This window comes from Streptomyces sp. NPDC047971 (assembly GCF_040653355.1).
GTDB lineage: Bacteria > Actinomycetota > Actinomycetes > Streptomycetales > Streptomycetaceae > Streptomyces.
Window position 1 is genome coordinate 21,463 of record NZ_JBEZNW010000013.1, and the last position, 19,416, is coordinate 40,878.

Genomic DNA, 19,416 nt, shown 5'->3' on the forward strand with positions numbered 1-19,416 from the left:
GACGGCGGGTCCGCCGCCCGGCGTCCTCCTAGGGCGTGTTCGCGTCCGGGGCGCCGTCCGCTCCCGGCTCCTTGAGCAGTCCGGAGGTGGCGAGCAGATAGCCGAGCTGGGCGCGGCTGGTGCTCTCCAGCTGCGCGGAGACCTTGCGGATGTGCTCGGCGACGCTGCGCCGGCTCATGCCGAGCCGGCGGGCGATCGAGTCGTCCGTCTCGCCGGAGACCACCGCGTGCAGGATCGTGCGCTGCACATCGGTGGTCGCGACGGGGGAGCGCACCGGGGTCCGGTCCGGGGAGATGGGGATGGAGCGGGCCCAGGCGTTGTCGAAGAACTTGGCGAAGAGCCGGACGAGGCCCGGGTGGCGTACCTGGAGCGCCGCCACACCGCGCTGGTCGGAGACCGGGACGAAGGCGACCTCCCGGTCGCAGATGATCATCCGCTCGAAGACCTCAGCCAGGGTGCGCACCTCGCCGCCCGCCTCGGTGATCTGCTCGATGTACGAGAGCGTGGCCTGGTGGGAGCGGACGGTGTGCTGGTAGATGGTCCGCTGGCTCACGCCCCGGGCGAGCAGTTGCAGATCCCGGGCCAGTGCCTCGCCGAGCAGGTCCGGTGAGCGGCCGCCGCCCGGCTGCGCGGTCAGCAGCTCGACACGGCAGTTGCCCACGGCGGCCTCCAGCGTGTCGCTGATGAGGGCGCCGCCGGAGAGCAGGGTGAGGGGCGGCTGTTCGTTCCGCCGCGCCTCGACGTAGAGCTGGGAGAAGGCGGAGAAGACCGCCTGGGTCGCCCGCAGGGCCCGCCGGCCGTCCGCGACGGCGGCCTCCATCGGCGCCAGTACGGAGAAGGCGGCGGTCTCCGGTGGCACGACCCTCGCCAGGCCCGGTTCGTCGGCCGACTCGGTGACGAGATGGAGCGACCAGAGGCAGTCGGGCACCTCGTCCAGGGGCAGGGTGCCCGTCGCGAGAGCGGCCCGGTAGCGCTCCAACGCGACATCGCACGCCCCCTCGGCGTTCGATTTGTCGCAGTTGCAAGGCTTATGACGGGAATGCTCTCGGTTCACAAGTATGCAGATTACACTTGCGGGTTTCCTCGGGTCTGGAACGGCACTGATGGCTGGAACAGGATCTCGACAGGCGCCAAGAACGCCTCAGACCACTTGGGGAAATGAGAGACCATGTTCCGTTTGAATCGGCTTTTCCGTGCCTGCGCGATCGCCCTTCTGAGTCTTCTCCTCATCGAAGGCGTCACCACTCTGACCAGCGCCGAAGCCGCCGAGGCCGCCACTCTCGCGGACTCCGCCTGGGGCCCCGCGCCGAGGCCCTGAGCGGACGTCACGGACGGTTCCGGAACGGGGTGAATGAATTGATTCCGGCCTCTCGCCGAGGACACGCGGCGGATTTGATCTCCTACATTACGGCCAGTCCCTCGCCTTACCACGCGGTGGCGGAGGCGGTGATCATCCTGGAGAAGGCGGGGTTCCGGGAGCTCCGCGAGACCGACCCGTGGAACGACGCCCCGGGGGGCCGGTTCCTCGCCCGCGGCGGCACGCTGATCGCCTGGTACACCGCGCCGTCGGTGCCCGCCCACGCCCCCTTCCTGATCGTCGCGAGCCGTACCGACGCGCCGAACCTGCGCGTCGCGCCCGCCCCGGACACCAGCTCCGTCGGATGGCGCCAGGTGCGGACCGAGCCGTACGGCTCTCCCGCGCTGGAGAGCTGGCTCGACCGGGACCTCGGGGTCTCGGGGCGCCTCGCCCTGCGCGACGGGACGAGCCGGCTGGTCTGTTCGGACGAGGCGCTGCTGCGCGTCGCGCGGACGACCGGGGGGACGGTGTCCGGCGTCACCCCGCTCTGGGGTCTCGGCGGTACCGAGCGGGGCGCCCTCCTGGACCGGCTGGCCGAGGAGGGAGGCGTCGACTACTACGAGGTCCTGGGCGGGGACCTGATGCTCCACGACGTCCAGGCCCCCGGATTCCTGGGAGCCGAGAGGGAGTTCGTGACCTCGGCCCGCCTCGACGACCTCGTCTCGGTGCACGCCGGCCTCACCGCGCTCACCCGCGCCGCCGACGGGGAACCCGCCCACATACCGGTGCTGGTCGCCTTCGACGGCGGAGCCGACGGCGCACCGGCGCACCGCACCGCCGCACTCCTGGAACGGACCCTGCGCCGTGCCGTCGCCGCGCGCGGCGGCGGCCACGAGGACTGGTGCCGGGCACTGGGCGGCGCCCTCGCCGTCCACACCCGGATGGTCCCCGCCGTACACCCGGACCGTCCCGACCGGCACGACCCGGAACACCGGCCGCTGCCCAACGGCGGCCCGGTCGTGACGGTCGGCGCCGACGGCCGCGGCGGAACCGACGGGCCCGGTCACGCCCTGTTCGCCGCCGCCTGCGAACGCGCGGGCGCCCCCTGGCAGACGTACGTGCGCGGACCCCGGTCCGACGAGCCGTCCGGCGCGGGCCCCTCGATCGGCGCCGCCCTCGGCATCCCGTCGATCGAGGCCGGCGTGGCCGGTCTGGCCGGGGGCACCCCGCGGGAACTCTGCGGCACCGACGACCCCTGGCTGCTCGCCCGGGTCCTCCTGGAGCTCGCGCCGACCCCCGCGCCCCACCGGACACCACCGCCCCCGACCCGCTCCCCGGACCTCACAGAAAGCAACGGATGATGGAGACGACCGGCGAACCCACCCGCTTCGGAGTGTTGCTGCAGCAGTACCGCAAGCGCGCCGGGTTCACACAGACCGAACTCTCCGGGTTCTCCACCGTCAGCGTGCGAGCCATCCGGAACCTGGAGCTGGGGCGGGCCAGGAACCCGCGCCGGGAGACCGTACGACTGCTCGCCGAGACCCTCAGGCTCGGCGGCGAACGGCGGGCCGCGCTGCTCATCGCCGCCGGGCACGAGGCCGACGACGCCGCCTTCGACCACCTGCCCGCCCTGCCGGCCGGGGCGGCCCGCCCGCCGCACGGCAGGGACACCGAACGGGACCGGGTCCTGCGCCATCTGCGCGACGAACCGGGACGGCGCGCCATCCTCACCGGCCTGGCCGGCGTCGGCAAGACCCGCCTCGCCCGGACCGTGGCCCACACCCTGTCCACCGACGACGCGATGCCCACCCTGTGGATGGAGCTGGCCCGCCCGGCCCGCGAGGGACGGGACGGACGCCCCGACGAGTCCCGGCCCCCGCTGGCCGTGATGGAGGGTCTGCTGACCGCTCAGGTCGGCGAGGCGGTCCGGCTCGTCGGCGACCGCGCCGCCCTGCTCGTCCTCGACGGCAACGACGACGGTCAGGTGGCGTACGGGACGGTGGAGGCCCTCCTCGACTGCTGCCCCCGGCTGCGCGTGCTGGAGACCGCCCGCACCCCTCGCGGATGCCACGCGGACTTCCGCGTACCGCTGCACCCGCTGCCCCTGTCCCCACCCACGACCGTCTGCGATCCGTCGGCCGCGGCGACCGGCCCGGCGATGGCCGTGCTCCTCGACCGGATCGCCGAACTCCAGCCCGACCTGCGGGTGGGGCCCGGCAACATCGCGGAGTTGATGGAGATCTGCTCCCGGCTCGACGGTCTGCCGCGCGCCCTCGAATCCGCCGCGCCGTGGTTCCTGCTGTGCTCACCCGCCGAACTCGTGGAGCTGGCCCGCACCGAACCCCACGCCCTCGCGGCACCGCCCGCCGCCGGCGGCACGGCCGGGAGCTGGCTGGACGAGGCCCTGGACCACGCGCTCGCCTCGCTCTCCCCGGCGCACCGTGCCGGACTCGCGCGGGCGGCCGACTGGGACACCCCCTGGACGATGGAGCAGTTCGCCACCCGGACCGGTGCCGGCCGGGCCGAGGCCGCGGCCGCGGTCCACGCGCTCCTGGACTGCGGGCTCGTCCGCCGGATGCCGTCCCCGCATGCCATCGCCTTCACCGTCCTGCACGTCGTACGGGCCTGGCTGCGCGCCCGCCCCGAGCACGCCGGGACCGCCGTGCCCGCGCCGCGGACGGAAGCCTCCGGCCCCGCACACGACCGCGCCCGCGACCACGGTCAGGGCCACGACCACGACCACGACCACAGGCAGGGCCACGACCGCGCCCGCGACCGAGCCCACGACCACCCCTACGACCGCGTGCAGGAACGCGCCGGAGCCGACGCGCGCCGGTACGCCCGGCCCCTGCGCCACGACGCGGCGTGAGAGGCAACGAGATGATCACCGCATCGCCCTGGACGGTCCCGCTGAGGCCCGCCCGCGCCACCCCGACCGGCCGCGTGGTGGCGCTCGCCCACTCCGGCAGCGGCCCCAACGCGCTCCTGCCCCTGCTGCGCCGGCTGCCCGACGACATCGAGGTCGTCGGGGTCACGCTGCCCGGCCGTGAGCGCCGGTTCGGCGAGAGCTGCGCCACGCTCCCGGACGACATCGACGGCGCCCTGGCCGCCGTGCTGGCCGAGCTGCGCGCCGCGCCGCCGCTGCCCACCGTCCTCTTCGGCCACAGCATGGGAGCCGCGTTCGCCGCGGCGCTCGCCCTGGCGGCGCCCGAGCTCTGCCACGGCCTCGCGCTGAGCGGGCACCCCACCCTGGAGTCGCGGGCCGGGCGGGCCGAGGACTGGACCGAGGACGACCTCATGGACGTCATCCGGCTGGGCGGGGGCACCCCCGACGAGTTCCTGGAGGACCCGGTCATCCGGGAGCACCTCCTCGAACTGCTCCGCTGCGACCTGACCCTGGGGCGCCGGCTGGCCGTGCGCAACGCCGGACGACAGCTCCCCGTCGCGCCCCTCGTCCTCGGCGGCCGCGACGACGAACTCGTACCGCCGGGCGAGCTGGACGACTGGTCCACCCGCACACCGCTGCGGCCACGACTGTTTCCCGGAGGCCACTTCTACCTCCTGGACGAGGCGAACACCCAGGCCGTGGCCTGCGAGATCGCCGCACTACTGCCCCGGCGCCCCGCGCCGGCGGCGTCACTGTAAGGACTGCACATTGAAGATGGACACACCGGCGCCGACCGCCGGGCCCGCTCCCACCCTCACGGGTCTCCTCGCCTCCGCCACCGCGGCGGCGGAGGACGGGGCGACCGCGGTGGAGGACGAGCGGGGCGGCTGCTCCTACCGGCGGCTCGACACCTGGTCCGACGCCGTCCGCGCGGCCCTCCGCGCGCACGGCGTCAGGAGGGGCGACCGGGTCGCCCTGCGCATGGAGCCGGGCGCCGACGCGATCGCGGCGATGGCCGGAATCCTCAAGGCCGGTGCGGCGTACGTGCCCCTCGACGTCCGCAACCCCCCGAGCCGCAACGCCTTCATCCTGGCCGACAGCGGCGCCACCGCGTTCGTCGGCGATCCGGACGGATGCCGCACGGAGGGCCTGCCCGTGCTGGGCGGGCGCGACGTGGCCGCACTGCGTGACTCGGCGGGGAGCGGCGCCACGGACTCCGACGACACCGACCTCCCGTCCGGCCCCCGCCCCTCGGACATCGCGTACGTCATCTACACCTCCGGCACCACCGGGCGGCCCAAGGGCGTCCCGGTGCGGCACGACAACGTGACCGCGCTGTTCCGTGCGACGGGTTCGGGGCCGTTCGCCTTCTCGCCCCGCGACACCTGGCTGCTCTTCCACTCCCTCGCCTTCGACTTCTCCGTCTGGGAGATCTGGGGCGCGCTGACCACGGGCGGACGGCTCGTCGTGCCGCCGGCCGGGGCGACCCGGTCGCCGCAGAGCACCCTGCGCCTGGTGGCCGAGAAGCGGATCACCGTGCTGAACCAGACGCCGACCGCGTTCGGCTCGCTGATCGAGGCCGCGCTGCGGGACGACGTCCGCCTCCCCGATCTGGCCCACGTCGTCTTCGGCGGTGAACGGCTCGCGCCCGCCACCCTGCGCACATGGGCGCGGCGCCACGGACGGGACAGGCCCCGCCTGGTCAACATGTACGGGATCACCGAGACCACCGTCCACGCGACCTGGCACGAGCTCACGGACGCGGACCTGGACGAGGACGCCTCGCCCATCGGCAGGCCGCTGCCCGGGTTCGGCCACAGGATCGTCACCGAGGACGGCAGGGACGCCCTGCCCGGCGAGGAGGGCGAACTCTGGCTCTCCGGCCCCCAGGTCACCGACGGCTACCTCGGCCGCCCGGAACTCACCGCCGAGCGCTTCCCCGCATCCGGTCACGGCGTCCGCCACTACCGCTCCGGCGACCTCGTCCTGCGCCGCCCGGACGGCGTCCTCGTCTACCGGGGCCGTGCCGACCTCCAGGTCAAGCTGCGCGGTCACCGCATCGAGCTCGGCGACGTCGAGGCCGCCGTCCGCTCCCACCCCGGTGTGGCCGACGCGGTGGTCTGGGCACGGGAGTTCGGCCCCGGCGACGAACGGCTGGTCTGCGCGTTCACCTCCTCGGGGGAGGCCGACGCGGCGCCGGGGGAGCAGGAGCTGCGCCGGCACGTCAAGGAGCTCCTGCCGTCCTACATGCACCCCGCCGCCCATCGGTGGCTGGCGGCCCTTCCCCGTACGGTCAACGGCAAGACGGACCGGGCGGCCGTGGCGCGCGCGTGGGAGGTCCGGGAGCCCGCGCTCAGGCGTGTCGTCCGCGCTCCGCAGAACGTCCCGCGGCCCGTCGTACGGGCCTTGCGGGGCGGTTGGTTCGGCTGACCGGTCCGTCCGCCGGGGCCGGAAGGCAACTGCCCGCATGATGCCTGCTGTTGTGCCCCGTCCCCCAGCGGGGCGCTCCTAGCGTGAAGGCCGTGGGAAGACACCCCACTCTGTGAGCCTGGAGGGGTATTGATATCTAGCCGAGTCTACGACGTGGTCTCCGGCGAACGGTTCCTGGAACTTCCTGGATTCCAGACGGCCTTCTCCACCCATGTGAAGCTGGAGGGCCTGAATCCCGCCGGATCGATCAAGATCAAGGCAGCACGGGAAATGATCCTGAACGCCGAGGAACAGGGTCTCATCTCTCCGGGCCGCGAACTCATCGAATCCACGTCCGGCAACCTCGGAGTGGCCCTCGCCTCCATCTGCGCGGCGAAGGGCTACCGGATCACGCTGGTCACCGACCCCAACGCCAACGCCCGCACCGTACGGTTCATGAAGGCGCTCGGCGCCGAGGTCGTGACGGTGACGCGCAGGGACGCCGCCGGCGGCTATCTGCGGACCCGGATCGACTACATCCGGGCCCGGCTTGCCGCCGACTCCCGTCTGGTGTGGCTCAACCAGTACGCCAACCCGGGCAACGCGGCCGCCCACAGCAAGCACACGCTCAACGAGATCCTGGACGGCTTCGGCGTACCCGACTGGCTCTTCGTCGGTACCGGCACGTCGGGAACGCTGATGGGATGCGTCCGCCGCCTGCGCGAACTCGCCCTTCCCACCCAGGTCGTGGCGGTGGACGCGGTGGGGTCCGTGACCTTCGGGGACCATCCCGGACCCCGCTGGATCCCGGGCATCGGCGCCAGCCGCACCCCGGAGATCTTCAGCGACGACGGCAGCTTCCTGAAGGTCCTCGTGGACGAGCCGGCGACGGTACGGATGTGCCGCCGCGTCGCGCGGGAGTACGGGCTGCTGCTCGGCGGCTCCTCGGGCAGCGCCCTGGCCGCCGTCGAGGCGATGGCCGACCGCATCCCCGCCGGCAGCCGCATCCTCACCCTGTCCCCGGACATGGGCGAGGGCTATCTCGACACCGTCTACAACGACGAGTGGGTGCGGGAGAGATACGGGGCGGACGCGCTGTCACCCCAGCCGGAAACCGACGTCGAAACACTTCTGCGACTCTACGGAAAAGAACATGCCTGAATTTTCGGTCCTCGGTGGCCGTGACATCGTCGAGCTGCTCGAAGGCCAGGAGAAAGAGGTCGTCGACTGCGTCAGGGACGCCTATCTGACCCACGAGGCCGGGGCCAGCGTCAACCCCGACAGCTACTTCCTGCGCTTCCCCGACAAGCCGGACTCGCGGATCATCGCGCTGCCCGCCTATCTCGGCGGTGACGTCGATGTCGCCGGAATCAAATGGATCGCCAGCTTTCCCCGGAACGTGGAATCGGGAATCCCGCGGGCCTCCGCGGTCCTCGTGCTCAACGACTACACGACCGGATACCCCTTCGCCCTGCTGGAATCGGCCGGGGTCAGCGCCGCCCGCACGGCGGCCTCCGCCGCGCTGGCGGCCACCACGCTCGCCGAGCGGCCGCCCGCCACCGTCGGCGTCCTGGGCGGCGGCGTGATCGCCCGCACCATCTGCCGCTACCTGCACCACACCGGCACCCCGCTCGGCGAGGTGCGCTGCCACGACATCGACGACGCCTCCGCCCAGGCACTCGCCGGCCACCTCGGCGGCGAGTACGGCGCCGACGCCCGCGCCGCGAGCGCCGAGGAGGCCCTCGACTGCGACCTGGTCGTCCTCGCGACCACGGCGCTGCGCCCGCACGTCCCGGCGGACCGTGCCTTCCGGCCCGGCCAGCTGATCCTCAACGTCTCCCTCCGCGACCTCGCCCCGGAGATCCTCCTCGGGGCCGACAACGTCTTCGACGACGTCGAGCACTGCATGAAGGCCGACACCTCACCGCACCTCGCCGAACAGCTCACCGGCAACCGGGACTTCGTCACCGGGACGCTGGCGCAGGTCATCAAGGGGGAGGTGCGCACCGACCCCGCCCGGCCCACCGTCTTCTCCCCCTTCGGCCTCGGCGTGCTGGACCTGGCCGTCGGCCACCACCTCTACCGCCGTGCGCGGACCGAGGGGCGACTGCTGACCGTCCCGGACTTCTTCGGCGAGACCCGGCGCTGGTGACGTCCCCCAACTGCCGGTGTGCTGCCCGGACATGTGCCGCAAGGCGACCCCATCGGCGACCTACCGTCGAACTCACACTCCTCAGGGAAACGATCGGGACTGATGACAATGGCTGCTGCTGACGTGCACTCCGCCGAGGACGAGGCACCGTCCGTGTTCCCCGTCGCGGGATCGTGCCCGCAGGCGGCCGGACCGTGCGGGACCGTCCGGCGCTCGGCGCTCCTGCCCGCCGCCGTGGCGCAGGGCATGGGGGAGCGGACCGACGACCATCTGCTGGCCGCCGTGACGCTCCTCGGCCGCAAGTACGCGGACAGCACGTCGTTCCGCGCCGGGGTCCGCGCCGCGGGCGCGGCGCGGGACACCGCCACCGCGACCCTGGCCGTCGCCATGCCGGCCGAGCGGACCCTGGCCGAGCACCTGGCGGAGGTCACGGCCGGCCCGGCCGCCGGGCCCGGCTCTACGCCGCCCGCCCTGGTCTGTGTGACCGGCGGGCCCGCGGCGGACCACGGCGACGCGGTCCTCACGGTCTCGGCGGAGCGCACCGGCGACGAGCTCACGCTCCATGTCGACGGTCACGGACACCTCTTCGACGCGGAGTCCACCGAGCGCGCGCTCGGGCACCTGGTCACCGTCCTGACCGCGCTGGTCCGCACCCCGCACACCACCGTCGGCGCCCTGGCGCTGCCGACCGCCGCCGAGCGCGAGCGGCTGACCGGATTCAGCGGCTCCCGCGGGACCTACCCCCGCGACGCGTCCGTGTACGAACTCTTCGCGGCCCAGGCCGCGGCCCGGCCCGACGCGCTCGCCGTGGTCCACGACGGCGGAACCTCGCTGACCTACCGCCGACTGGCCGACGAGGCCGAACGACTCGCCCACCTGCTGCACGCCCACGGCGCCCGCCGGCACAGCCGGATCGCGTTCCTGATGGACAAGACCGACCGTCTGATGGTGACCGTCCTCGCCATCCTGCGGCTCGGCGCCGCCTACGTGCCGCTCACCCCCGGACTTCCGTTCAGCCGACGCGACTTCCTCCTCGCCGACAGCGGCGCCGCCCTGCTCGTCACGGACGACGCCACGATCACCGCGGACATCCCCGTCCTCGACCTCGGCGGTTCCCACGAGATACCGGCCGGGCACACCCTGCCCGCGCACGAGGGTTCGCCGCTGGACACCGCGTACGTGATGTACACCTCCGGCACCACCGGCACGCCGAAGGGCGTCCTGGTCAACAACCGGGCCGTCGTCCGCCTGGTCCGCGACACCGACTACGTGGACCTCTCGCCGCGCACCACCGTCCTGCAGACCGGTGCGATCGCCTTCGACGCCACCACCTTCGAGTTCTGGGGCGCGCTCCTCAACGGCGGCACCCTGGTCCTCGCCCCCACCGAGACGGTCCTCGACACGATCGAACTGGGCGCGGCGATCCGCCGCCACGGCGTCGACACCCTCTGGCTCACCGCCCCCCTGTTCAACCAGATCGTCGACCAGGACCCCGCCGTACTGGCCGGCTGCCAGGTGCTCGCCGGCGGCGAGGCGCTGTCCGCCCCCCACATCGCGGCGGCCCTCGCGGCCTGCCCGGACAGCGTGTTCATCAACGGCTACGGCCCCACGGAGAACACCACCTTCTCCGTCGCGCACCGCATCACCGGGACCGAGGGCGACCGCGTCCCGATCGGCCGGCCGATCGCCCACTCCACGGCCTACGTCCTGGACCGCGACGGCAACCCGCAGCCGATCGGCATCGCCGGCGAACTCCACGTCGGCGGCGACGGCCTCAGCGACGGCTACCTCGGGCGCCCCGAGCTGAACGAGCGGGCGTTCGTCAGCGGCGGCATCGACGTACCCGAACGCCTCTACCGCACCGGCGACATCGCCCGCTGGACACCCGACGGGCTGCTGGAGTACCTGGGCCGGGCCGACGGCCAGATCAAGATCCGCGGCTACCGGGTCGAGCCGGCCGAGATCGAGAGCCAGCTGCTGCGGCTGCCCGGGGTCCGTGAGGCCGTCGTGCTGCTCCGGCCCCGCCCCGGCGGCGCCTCCGCGCTGTGCGCCTACGTCACCGGCGACACCGCCCTCGACCTGGGCGCCCTGCACGCGGCGCTGGGCCGGGAGCTCCCCGAGCACATGGTGCCCGTCGGCTTCTGGCAGGTCGACGCGATCCCGCTGACCAGGAACCACAAGGTCGACCGCGAGGCGCTGACCGCCCTGGAGCCGGTGGAGCCCGCCGAGTCCGCGCGGTCCGAGGGCCGGGCGCCGGGCAGCGCCCGGGAGGAGACGGTCGCCGCGATCTTCGCCGAGGTGCTGGGCGTGCCCGCGGTCTCGGTGGACGACGACTTCTTCGACCTGGGCGGGCACTCCCTGCTCGCGATCCGGGTCTGGAGCCAGGTCAGGTCCGCCCTGGGGGTGGAGTTCGAGCTGCGGCAGGTCCTCGACACCCCCACCGTGGCCGGTCTCGTGGCGAGCCTGGACGGGGGCGGGGCCCCCGCGGCCGCCCGCCCGAAGCTGGTCCGCCGGGCCTCCTGAGCCCGCACGAAGCGTCCCCGCGCCGCGTCTTTCCTGAACTTTTCCGAATGCAGTGTGATGTCCCCAAGTGGAGGGGTGAACGTGTTCCCGTTGTCGTTCGCGCAGCAGCGCCTGTGGTTCTTCAACCGGCTGGAGGGGCCGAGCAGTACGTACAACGTGCCCGTGGTGGTGCGGATCGGCGGAGCGCTGGACGCGCCCGCCCTGGAGGCGGCGCTGCGTGACGTCATGGGGCGCCACGAGGTGCTCCGTACCGTGTTCGAGGAGGCCGAGGGCGAGCCCGTCCAGCGGGTCCTGCCGCTCGCCGAGGCCGCCCTCGCCCTCGCCCCGGTGGACATCGAACCGGAGCGGCTGGAGGGCGCGCTGCGCGAGACGGCGGAGCTGCCGTTCGACCTCGACACCGATCTCCCGGTCCGCGCGACCCTCTTCCGGGTCGGCGCCGACGAGCACGTGCTCGCCCTGGTCCTGCATCACATCACCTGCGACGGATGGTCGCTCAACCCGCTCCTGAAGGACCTCGGGGCCGCCTACGACGCCCGGACCGAGGGCCGCGAGCACGCCGGGGAGCCCCTGCCGGTCCAGTACTCCGACTACACCCTGTGGCAGCGTGAGCTGCTCGGCGCGGAGGGCGAGCCCGACAGCCTGATCGGGCGGCAGCTCGCCTACTGGCGCGAGACCCTGGCGGACCTGCCGGAGGAGCTGGCCCTGCCCTTCGACCGGCCCCGCCCGGCCGTCGGCACCTTCCGCGGCCAGGAGGTCGACTTCCGGATCGGACCCGAGGTCCACGCCGGGCTGCTGAAGCTCGCCCGGGAGACCCGCGGCACGCTCTTCATGGTGGTCCAGGCCGCCACCGCCGCCCTGCTGTCGCGGCTCGGAGCGGGCACCGACATCCCGCTCGGCATCTCCATCGCCGGCCGCACCGACCAGGCCCTCGACGACCTGATGGGCCTCTTCATCAACACCCAGGTCCTGCGCACGGACGTCTCCGGCGACCCCAGCCTCCGCGAACTCGTCACCCGGGTACGGGAGACCAGCCTCGACGCGTACTCCCACCAGGACCTGCCCTTCGACCGGCTGGTCGAGGAGCTGAATCCCGTACGGCACCGCTCCCGCCACCCGCTCTTCCAGGTCGGCCTCGAACTGCACAGCGGCGGCCGGGAGATGACCCTGCGCGGCCTGGACGCCCGGGTCGAGCTGATGAAGATGTCCGTGGCGAAGTTCGACCTGTCCGTGGTGCTCCGCGACCGGGTGGCGGCGGACGGAACGCCGCTCGGCATCGACGGCACGCTGGAGTACGCCACCGACCTCTTCGACATGGACACCGCGGCCGCCCTCACCGAGCGGCTCGTGCTCCTCCTGGGCGCGGCCGTCGCGGACCCGGACGCCCCGCTGACCGCCGCCGACATCGTCACCCCGCGCGAGCGGGAGCTGCTGGCCCGGTGGAACGACACGGACCGGGACCTCCCGGAGAAGACGGTCACCGACCTCTTCCAGGAGCGGGTCGCCCTCACCCCCGACGCGATCGCGCTGGTGGCGGGCGACACCGCACTCACCTACACCGAGCTCAACACCTGGACGAACCGCCTCGCCCACCACCTGATCGCCCTCGGGGTCCAGGCGGACACCCCGGTGGCCGTCGTCCTGCCCCGCACCGCGGAGGCCGTCGTCGCCTGGCTCGCCGTCGGCAAGGCGGGCGGTGTCTACACGCCGGTCGACCCCCACAACCCCACCGAGCGCATCCGGCAGATCCTCGCCGACGCCCGGCCCGCCGCACTCGTCACCACCGACGAGATCGCCGCCGGCCTGGGCCCGGCCGACTCCCTCCCCGCGCTGGTCACCGAGCACCTCCGGGCGGACTCGCCCGAGCACGACCCGACCGACGCCGACCGCCCGGTCCCGCTGCTGCTCGACCACGCCGCCTACGTCATCCACACCTCGGGCTCCACCGGCCGCCCGAAGGGCGTCACGGTCCTGCACCGCGCGCTCACCAACCTGTGGACGTACCACACCGGCGTCACCTTCCCGCCGCCCGCGGAGCCCTCCGACCGGGTCCGGGTCGCCCTGTCCGCCTCGCTCGCCTTCGACACCTCCTGGGAAGGCGTACTGGCGATGATCGCCGGTCACGAGCTGCACCTGCTGGACGAGCCCACCCGCCGGGACCCCGCCAAGCTCGTCGCCTACGTGACCGAACGCGGCATCGGACAGCTCGACGTGACGCCGAGCTTCGCCCAGCAGTTGCTCAGCGAGGGCGTGCTCGACGGCGACAGCGCCCCGCGCACCCTGATGCTCGGTGGCGAAGCGGTCGACGAGACGCTCTGGAGCGAGCTGCGCAAGGCACCGCACACGACCGTCTACAACTACTACGGCCCCAGCGAGTTCTGCGTCGAGGCCACCGGCTGCGCCCTGCCGGAGTACGCGTCCGCCACCATCGGACGCCCCGTGCACAACTCCCGGATCCACGTCCTCGACGAGCAGCTCAACCCGGTCCCGCCGGGCGTGCTCGGCGAGCTGTACCTGGCCGGTGCCAACCTCGGCCGCGGCTACCTCGGGCGGGCCGCCCTGACCGCCGAGCGGTTCGTCGCCAACCCGTTCGGCGCGCCGGGCGAGCGCATGTACCGCAGCGGCGACCTCGGACGGTGGACCCGCGACGGGAACCTGATCTTCGCCGGCCGCTCCGACGACCAGGTCAAGCTGCGCGGACTGCGGATCGAACTCGGCGAGATCCAGACCGCGATCCGCTCCCACGCCGGTGTCGCCGACGCGGCGGTCGTCGTCCGCGAGGACGTGCCGGGCGACAAGCGGATCGTCGCCTACGTCGTCCCCGGCAAGGAGGAGAGCGTCGACACGGCCGCACTGCGCTCCGGCCTCGGCGAGCGGCTGCCGGAGTACATGGTGCCCGCCGCGTTCGTCCTGCTCGACGCGCTGCCGCTGACCCGCAACGCCAAGCTCGACCGGCGCGCCCTGCCCGTCCCGGACTACGGCGCCGGATCCGCCGGCCGCGCGCCGAGCACCGAGCGCGAGCGCCAGGTCGCCGACCTGTTCGCCGAGATCCTCAAGCTCGACGCGGTCTCGCTCGACGACAACTTCTTCGAGCTGGGCGGGCACTCCCTGCTGGCCACCCGTCTGGTCAACCGGATCCGGACGGTCCTCGGGGTGGACGTCAACCTCATGAAGCTGTTCGCCAGTCCGACGGTCGCCGGTGTCGTGGCCAGCCTGGAGCAGCCGCAGGCCGCGGCCGGGGCCGCCCGGCCCAAGCTGGTCCGCCGGACCGGCTGACGCTCCCGGCGGGGGCGCCGCGCGGCCCCACCGGCCCGCGCGTCCCCCGGCCCCGCCCCGCCTCTCGGCCCGCGCCCCCCGGCCCCGCCCCCATCGCTCACGCAGGAGACGAAGACAGTGACACCGGAGATCGACGACTACTTCGCCGTACTGAAGTCGGAGCACGGCGCCGACTCGCTCGCACGGGTCGAGGAGATGCTGGAGCCCCGCCGCCGCAGCGACCAGCGCCACCCGCTCCAGCAGGCGGCCAAGTGGGTCCTCCCCGGCATCCCCCAGCAGCCGTGGCACGATCCGTACGCCTACCCCGAACTGCAGCCCCTGGTCACCGCGCTGGAGGAGAACCACGCGCAGATCAAGGCGGAGCAGGAGCTGGCCTGGGAGCAGCGCCGCGCGGCGTTCTCCGACTACGAGCACTACCTCGTCCGGCAGCGCAACTGGCAGGCGCTGTACCTGTACCGCGACGGCGCGCTGAACGAGGAGGCCGCCGCCACGGCGCCGACCGCGTACAAGGTGCTCAAGGAGCACGCCGTGGACACGGACGTGATCTGCCCCCTCCTCGAGTCCCACTTCTCCACCCTGCTGCCGGGCGCCGCCATCAAGCCGCACTGCGACCTGTGGAACTTCAGCATCAACCTGCACCTCGCCGTCGACATCCCGGAGGGCGCCGCGATCCGGGTGGCCGAGGAGACCCGCTCGTGGGAGGAGGGCAAGTGCCTCCTCTTCGACTACTCCTTCGAGCACGAGGCGTGGAACGACGGCGACCGGACCCGCACCTGTCTGCTCGCCGACCTCTGGCACCCCGACACCACGCTCCCCGAGCGGGCCGCCCTCACCATGCTGATGAACGAGATCCAGAAGATGATGGCCGGCTGACGGGCCCGGCCCCCGCCCTACCCGTACGCCCACCTCACCCGCGCTGCCCGCGGCAGCACACCACTCTTTCCTCACCAGGGGTCACGTTGCCGGTTACCACCGCAGTCACGAGCGCTCTCGACCACATCGATCTCGCCGATCCCCAGGTCTTCACCGACCCGGGCCACCACCGCGTCTTCCGCTACCTGCGCGACCACGCGCCGGTCCACTGGAACCCCGACGGCACCGAGCCCGGCTTCTGGTCGGTCACCCGCTACGACGACTGCCTCGCGGTGCAGAAGGACGGGGTCACCTTCAGCTCCGCCGGCACCAACACCCTCGGCGCGCAGCGGTGGACGGGGGACGAGGGCTCCGGCCGGATGCTCACCCATGTCGACGGCGCCCGCCACACCGAGCTGCGGCAGCTGGTCAACCGGGCCTTCACCCCGCGCGCGATCGGCCGCCTCGAACCGTACGTCCGCGCCGTCATCACCGAGTCCTTCGACGAGGCGCTGGAGCAGGGCGAGGTCGACTTCGTCGACACGGTCGCGCTGCTGCCGGTGGCCTCCATCGCCGCCCTGCTCGGCGTGCCGAAGGAGGACTGGAAGCTCCTCCTGAGCCTGACCACCGCGGCCTTCGGCTCCGCCGACCAGGACATCCAGACCTCCCCGAGCGCCCGGGCCAGCGCCGCCATGGCCCACGCCCAGCTCCTGCTGTACTGCCAGGACCTGATGGACCAGCGCCGCCTGGCGCCCCGCGACGACATCGTCACCCGGCTCGTCGAGGCGCAGCGCACCGGCAAGCTGACCGAAGAGGACGCGATGCTCTTCTTCGACCTGCTCCTGCTCGGCGGCAACGAGACGACCCGCCACGGAGCCGTCGGCGCGCTCCTCGCCTTCATGGAGTACCCCGACCAGTGGCGGCGGCTGCGGGAGGACCGCACCCTGCTCGACCCGGCCGTCACCGAGGTCCTGCGCCACGTCTCCCCGAGCAAGCACGTGCTGCGGCGGGCCGAGCGCGACGTCGAGATGCACGGCCGGACGATCAAGGCGGGCCAGGACGTGGCCATCTGGCACTTCTCCGCCAACCGGGACGGGCGCGCCTTCCCCGACCCCGACACCTTCGACGTCGGACGCCGGAGCAGCGTGCCGCACCTCGCCCTCGGCTCCGGACCGCACTACTGCCTGGGCGCGGCGCTCGCGACGCTGGAGCTCAGGCTCTTCCTCGACGAGCTGTGCACACGGGTGAAGGACGCCGAGATGATCGAGCAGCCGGCCCGCCTCGCCTCCACCGTCATCAGCGGGTTCAAGCACCTGCGGGTCCGCCTGCGGTCCGCCTGACCCCGCCCAGCCCACCCCACCCACCCCCGAGAACAGGTACCCGACGATGGAACAGTCCACCTTGGCCCCCGAGCCGGCCGTGGCGGAGGCGGATCCGCGACGCCGTCCGACGCTGTGGCGCAGCCGGAACTTCCTGCTGCTCTGGAGCGGTCAGACCGTCGGTGAGATCGGCGCCCAGATCTCCACCGTCGCCGTCCCGCTGCTGGCCGCCGGCACCCTGGACGCGACCGTCTTCCAGATATCGCTGCTCACCTTCCTCGCCTGGCTGCCCTATCTGCTCTTCTCCCTCCCGGCCGGCATGATCGCCGACCGGGTGGACCAGCGGAAGCTGATGATCGCCTGCGATCTCGGGCGCATGGTGCTGATGGGCTCGCTGCCGGTCATCGCGCTCGTCGGCGACCTGAAGCTCTGGCACCTCTACACGGCCGTCGGACTCTCCGGCGTCCTCACCGTCCTCTTCAACGTCGCGTACAAGGCCAAGCTGCCCCGCATGGTCGAGGCCCACCAGCTCGTCGACGGCAACGCCAAGCTCTCCATGAGCAAGGACTTCGCCGAGCTCATCGGCCCCACCTTCAGCGGTGTCCTCATCGGACTGGTCGGGGCGACCCGCACCTTCCTCGCCAACGGACTCGCCTTCCTGATCAGCGCGGTGACGCTGCTGCTCATCAGGGAGGTGCCGGAGGCGAAGACGGAGGAGAAGGCCGACGACGAGGAACGGCTGCCGCTGCGCACCCAGATGACCGAGGGCCTCGCCTTCATCCGCAGCCAGCCCATCCTGCGCAAGATCCTCGCCTGCACCACCACGTCGAACTTCTTCGTGATGGCGGCCGGCTCCATCGAGGTCACCTTCATGGTGCGCGAACTGCACGCCCCCTCCTGGATGGTCGGCCTGGTCTTCAGCATCAGCGCCATCGGCGGGCTCGCGCTGGGCGCCGTCGCGAACCGGCTCTCGGAGCGCGTCGGCAGTGCCCGGATCATCTGGGTCTCGATGGCCGTGCCCGGCCCGCTGTACCTGCTCATGCCGCTCGCACAGCCCGGCTGGGGCGTGCTCCTCTATGGCGTGGGACTCGCGGCCTTCTCCGCGAACGCCGTCCTCTACAACGTCGCCGCGACCTCCTACCAGCAGCGGATCACCCCGACCCACCTCCTCGGCCGGGTCAACGCCTCCTTCCTGTGGATCTGTTACGGCGCGATCCCGCTCGGCGCCCTCACCGGCGGCGCTCTGGCCAGCACCCTCGGCCTGCGCACCGCGCTGCTGATCTGTGTGCTCGGCACCTGGAGCGCCGCCCTCTTCGTCGTCCTCTCGCCGCTGCGCACGATGCGCCACCTGCCGGCGGACGACTGACCGCACACTCCTCCCACGCAGGCCGAGGGAGCCGCATGGACACACGACCCACCCGGTTGTACGGGCGCGCGCGGGAGACCGCCGAGGTCTGCGCCGCGGTCCTCTCGGGACCCGGCAGTACGGAGATCACCGGCTTCGCGGGCATGGGCAAGACCGCCCTCGCCCGCGAGGCCGCCGGGCTGCTGCGCGAGGAGCACGGGCTGCCCGTGCTCTGGGCGCCGGCGGCCGCGTCCGCCGACGACCTGTGCGGCGAGGCCGGCGACCGCGCCGCGCTGATCGTCCTCGACGGTCTCGACGAGCACGGCGGTCGCGCGCCCTCGGTCGCCGGCCTGGCCGACCGCTGTCCCCGCGCACACGTCCTGATCACCTCCCGCGCCCCCCTCACCCCACCGGCCGCGAACCGTGTGCGGCTCGGGCCGCTCGCGCCCGCCGCCGGCGCCGATGCGGGGTACGACCTGCTCCTGGCCGCCGTCCGCCGGGCCGACCCGTCCTTCCGCCCGGCACCGGCCGACGCCACGGCGATCGCCGCCGTCTGCCGGCTCCTCGACGGCATCCCGCGCTCGCTTGAGGCGGCGGCGCACTGGTTCGCCCTCGCCACCCCGGGAGAACTCCTCGCCCTGGCGAGGGAGGAGAGGCTGCTGCTCACCGCTCCTCCCTGGGAGTCCGGCCGGCCGCGCTGGCTGCCCCGGGCCGCGGCCCGCGCCCTGACATCGCTGCCGCTCCCGCATGCCCGGCTGCTCGCCGCGATGGCCCGCCTCGACCGGCCGTGGACCGCCGCGGAGGCCGCCGCGGCCACCGCCGGAGACCGGTTCGCGACCACCCGCGCCCTGCGCGGGCTCACCGCCCGCGGACTCGTCCTGCCGGCCACCGGGACATTCCGCGGACCGACGCGTTTCGCCATTCTCGAATCGGTCCGCGCGGCATGGCAGGAATCCGGATTCCGTATTTCCGGAGAGGTCCTTTCCGGGCTGCGGTCCACCGGCTGAACAACTGCCGCCCAGCTGCCCGTCGATCTGCCGCTCTCCCTTCACGGAGCGCCCCTATTCTCCCTTCGGAAAGCACACAAGGTGCACACGAAGGAGAAAGAAATGGCGAATCCGTTCGACCATGAGGACGGCACTTTCCTCGTACTCGTCAACGGCGAGGGCCAGCACTCGCTCTGGCCCTCCGCGCAGCCCGCGCCGGCCGGTTGGAACCAGACCTTCGGGCCCGCCACCAGGGCGGACTGCCTGGAGTACGTCGAGGCCAACTGGACGGACCTGCGCCCGGCGAGCCTGGCGGCGCACGCCCGCACCGCCGGCGCGACCGCCTGACCGACACCCGCACCAGAAGCAGGAG

General features: G+C 73.0%; 15 protein-coding genes. 14 read left to right on the forward strand and 1 reads right to left on the reverse strand.

What is annotated here, in order from left to right; translation table 11 throughout:
• Positions 1-28: 28 nt before the first annotated feature.
• Positions 29-979, reverse strand: coding sequence for a LuxR C-terminal-related transcriptional regulator (locus tag AB0D99_RS14895; protein WP_362360650.1), 951 nt, complete (start codon positions 977-979; stop codon positions 29-31).
• Between the two features lie 189 nt (positions 980-1,168).
• On the opposite strand from AB0D99_RS14895, the gene AB0D99_RS14900 reads away from it, so the two are divergent.
• The 14 genes from AB0D99_RS14900 (at position 1,169) to AB0D99_RS14965 (ending at position 19,391) form a co-directional block, all read left to right on the forward strand.
• Positions 1,169-1,318, forward strand: coding sequence for a hypothetical protein (locus AB0D99_RS14900; protein ID WP_362360653.1), 150 nt, complete (start codon positions 1,169-1,171; stop codon positions 1,316-1,318).
• 74 nt (positions 1,319-1,392) lie between these two features.
• Positions 1,393-2,658, forward strand: a complete 1,266-nt coding sequence (locus AB0D99_RS14905; RefSeq protein WP_362360656.1) for a M18 family aminopeptidase — start codon at positions 1,393-1,395, stop codon at positions 2,656-2,658.
• Complete coding sequence (locus tag AB0D99_RS14910) at positions 2,655-4,166, forward strand: helix-turn-helix domain-containing protein (RefSeq protein WP_362360659.1); 1,512 nt, start codon at positions 2,655-2,657, stop codon at positions 4,164-4,166. Before AB0D99_RS14905 ends, AB0D99_RS14910 begins: the two co-directional genes overlap by 4 nt.
• Before the next feature lie 11 nt (positions 4,167-4,177).
• Complete coding sequence (locus AB0D99_RS14915; protein WP_362360662.1) at positions 4,178-4,942, forward strand: alpha/beta fold hydrolase; 765 nt, start codon at positions 4,178-4,180, stop codon at positions 4,940-4,942.
• Positions 4,943-4,958: 16 nt separating this feature from the next.
• Positions 4,959-6,614 (forward strand): amino acid adenylation domain-containing protein, encoded by a 1,656-nt coding sequence (locus AB0D99_RS14920; RefSeq protein WP_362360665.1) that lies wholly within the window; start codon positions 4,959-4,961, stop codon positions 6,612-6,614.
• A 129-nt stretch (positions 6,615-6,743) separates the two neighbouring features.
• On the forward strand, positions 6,744-7,754 hold the full coding sequence (gene sbnA, locus AB0D99_RS14925) for a 2,3-diaminopropionate biosynthesis protein SbnA (RefSeq protein WP_362360668.1): 1,011 nt from the start codon (positions 6,744-6,746) through the stop codon (positions 7,752-7,754).
• A complete protein-coding gene (gene sbnB, locus AB0D99_RS14930; protein WP_362360671.1) occupies positions 7,747-8,745 on the forward strand; it encodes a 2,3-diaminopropionate biosynthesis protein SbnB in 999 nt (332 codons plus the stop codon). Before sbnA ends, sbnB begins: the two co-directional genes overlap by 8 nt.
• A gap of 108 nt (positions 8,746-8,853) precedes the next feature.
• The gene (locus tag AB0D99_RS14935) at positions 8,854-11,268 is read left to right on the forward strand and encodes a non-ribosomal peptide synthetase (RefSeq protein ID WP_362360674.1); all 2,415 of its coding nucleotides are present in this window, start codon (positions 8,854-8,856) and stop codon (positions 11,266-11,268) included.
• An 81-nt stretch (positions 11,269-11,349) separates the two neighbouring features.
• Entirely contained in the window at positions 11,350-14,541 is a 3,192-nt protein-coding gene (locus tag AB0D99_RS14940; protein WP_362360677.1) for an amino acid adenylation domain-containing protein, read from the forward strand.
• A 117-nt stretch (positions 14,542-14,658) separates the two neighbouring features.
• Positions 14,659-15,414 (forward strand): aspartyl/asparaginyl beta-hydroxylase domain-containing protein, encoded by a 756-nt coding sequence (locus AB0D99_RS14945; protein WP_362360679.1) that lies wholly within the window; start codon positions 14,659-14,661, stop codon positions 15,412-15,414.
• Between the two features lie 86 nt (positions 15,415-15,500).
• Positions 15,501-16,733: a cytochrome P450 gene (locus AB0D99_RS14950; RefSeq protein ID WP_362360682.1), complete on the forward strand. Its 1,233-nt coding sequence runs from the start codon at positions 15,501-15,503 to the stop codon at positions 16,731-16,733.
• A gap of 46 nt (positions 16,734-16,779) precedes the next feature.
• Complete coding sequence (locus AB0D99_RS14955; RefSeq protein ID WP_362360685.1) at positions 16,780-18,078, forward strand: MFS transporter; 1,299 nt, start codon at positions 16,780-16,782, stop codon at positions 18,076-18,078.
• Positions 18,079-18,113: 35 nt separating this feature from the next.
• The gene (locus AB0D99_RS14960) at positions 18,114-19,064 is read left to right on the forward strand and encodes a hypothetical protein (protein WP_362360688.1); all 951 of its coding nucleotides are present in this window, start codon (positions 18,114-18,116) and stop codon (positions 19,062-19,064) included.
• Positions 19,065-19,166: 102 nt separating this feature from the next.
• Positions 19,167-19,391, forward strand: a complete 225-nt coding sequence (locus AB0D99_RS14965; protein ID WP_362360691.1) for an MbtH family protein — start codon at positions 19,167-19,169, stop codon at positions 19,389-19,391.
• Positions 19,392-19,416 lie beyond the last annotated feature (25 nt).

What these genes read in the sequence shown, in the direction of transcription:
- AB0D99_RS14900 (WP_362360653.1), top strand. Translation starts at nt 1,169, where the DNA reads ATGTTCCGTTTGAATCGGCTTTTCCGTGCCTGCGCGATCGCCCTTCTG.
- AB0D99_RS14910 (WP_362360659.1), top strand. Translation starts at nt 2,655, where the DNA reads ATGATGGAGACGACCGGCGAACCCACCCGCTTCGGAGTGTTGCTGCAG.
- AB0D99_RS14915 (WP_362360662.1), top strand. Translation starts at nt 4,178, where the DNA reads ATGATCACCGCATCGCCCTGGACGGTCCCGCTGAGGCCCGCCCGCGCC.
- AB0D99_RS14920 (WP_362360665.1), top strand. Translation starts at nt 4,959, where the DNA reads ATGGACACACCGGCGCCGACCGCCGGGCCCGCTCCCACCCTCACGGGT.
- sbnB (WP_362360671.1), top strand. Translation starts at nt 7,747, where the DNA reads ATGCCTGAATTTTCGGTCCTCGGTGGCCGTGACATCGTCGAGCTGCTC.
- AB0D99_RS14935 (WP_362360674.1), top strand. Translation starts at nt 8,854, where the DNA reads ATGGCTGCTGCTGACGTGCACTCCGCCGAGGACGAGGCACCGTCCGTG.
- AB0D99_RS14955 (WP_362360685.1), top strand. Translation starts at nt 16,780, where the DNA reads ATGGAACAGTCCACCTTGGCCCCCGAGCCGGCCGTGGCGGAGGCGGAT.
- AB0D99_RS14960 (WP_362360688.1), top strand. Translation starts at nt 18,114, where the DNA reads ATGGACACACGACCCACCCGGTTGTACGGGCGCGCGCGGGAGACCGCC.
- AB0D99_RS14965 (WP_362360691.1), top strand. Translation starts at nt 19,167, where the DNA reads ATGGCGAATCCGTTCGACCATGAGGACGGCACTTTCCTCGTACTCGTC.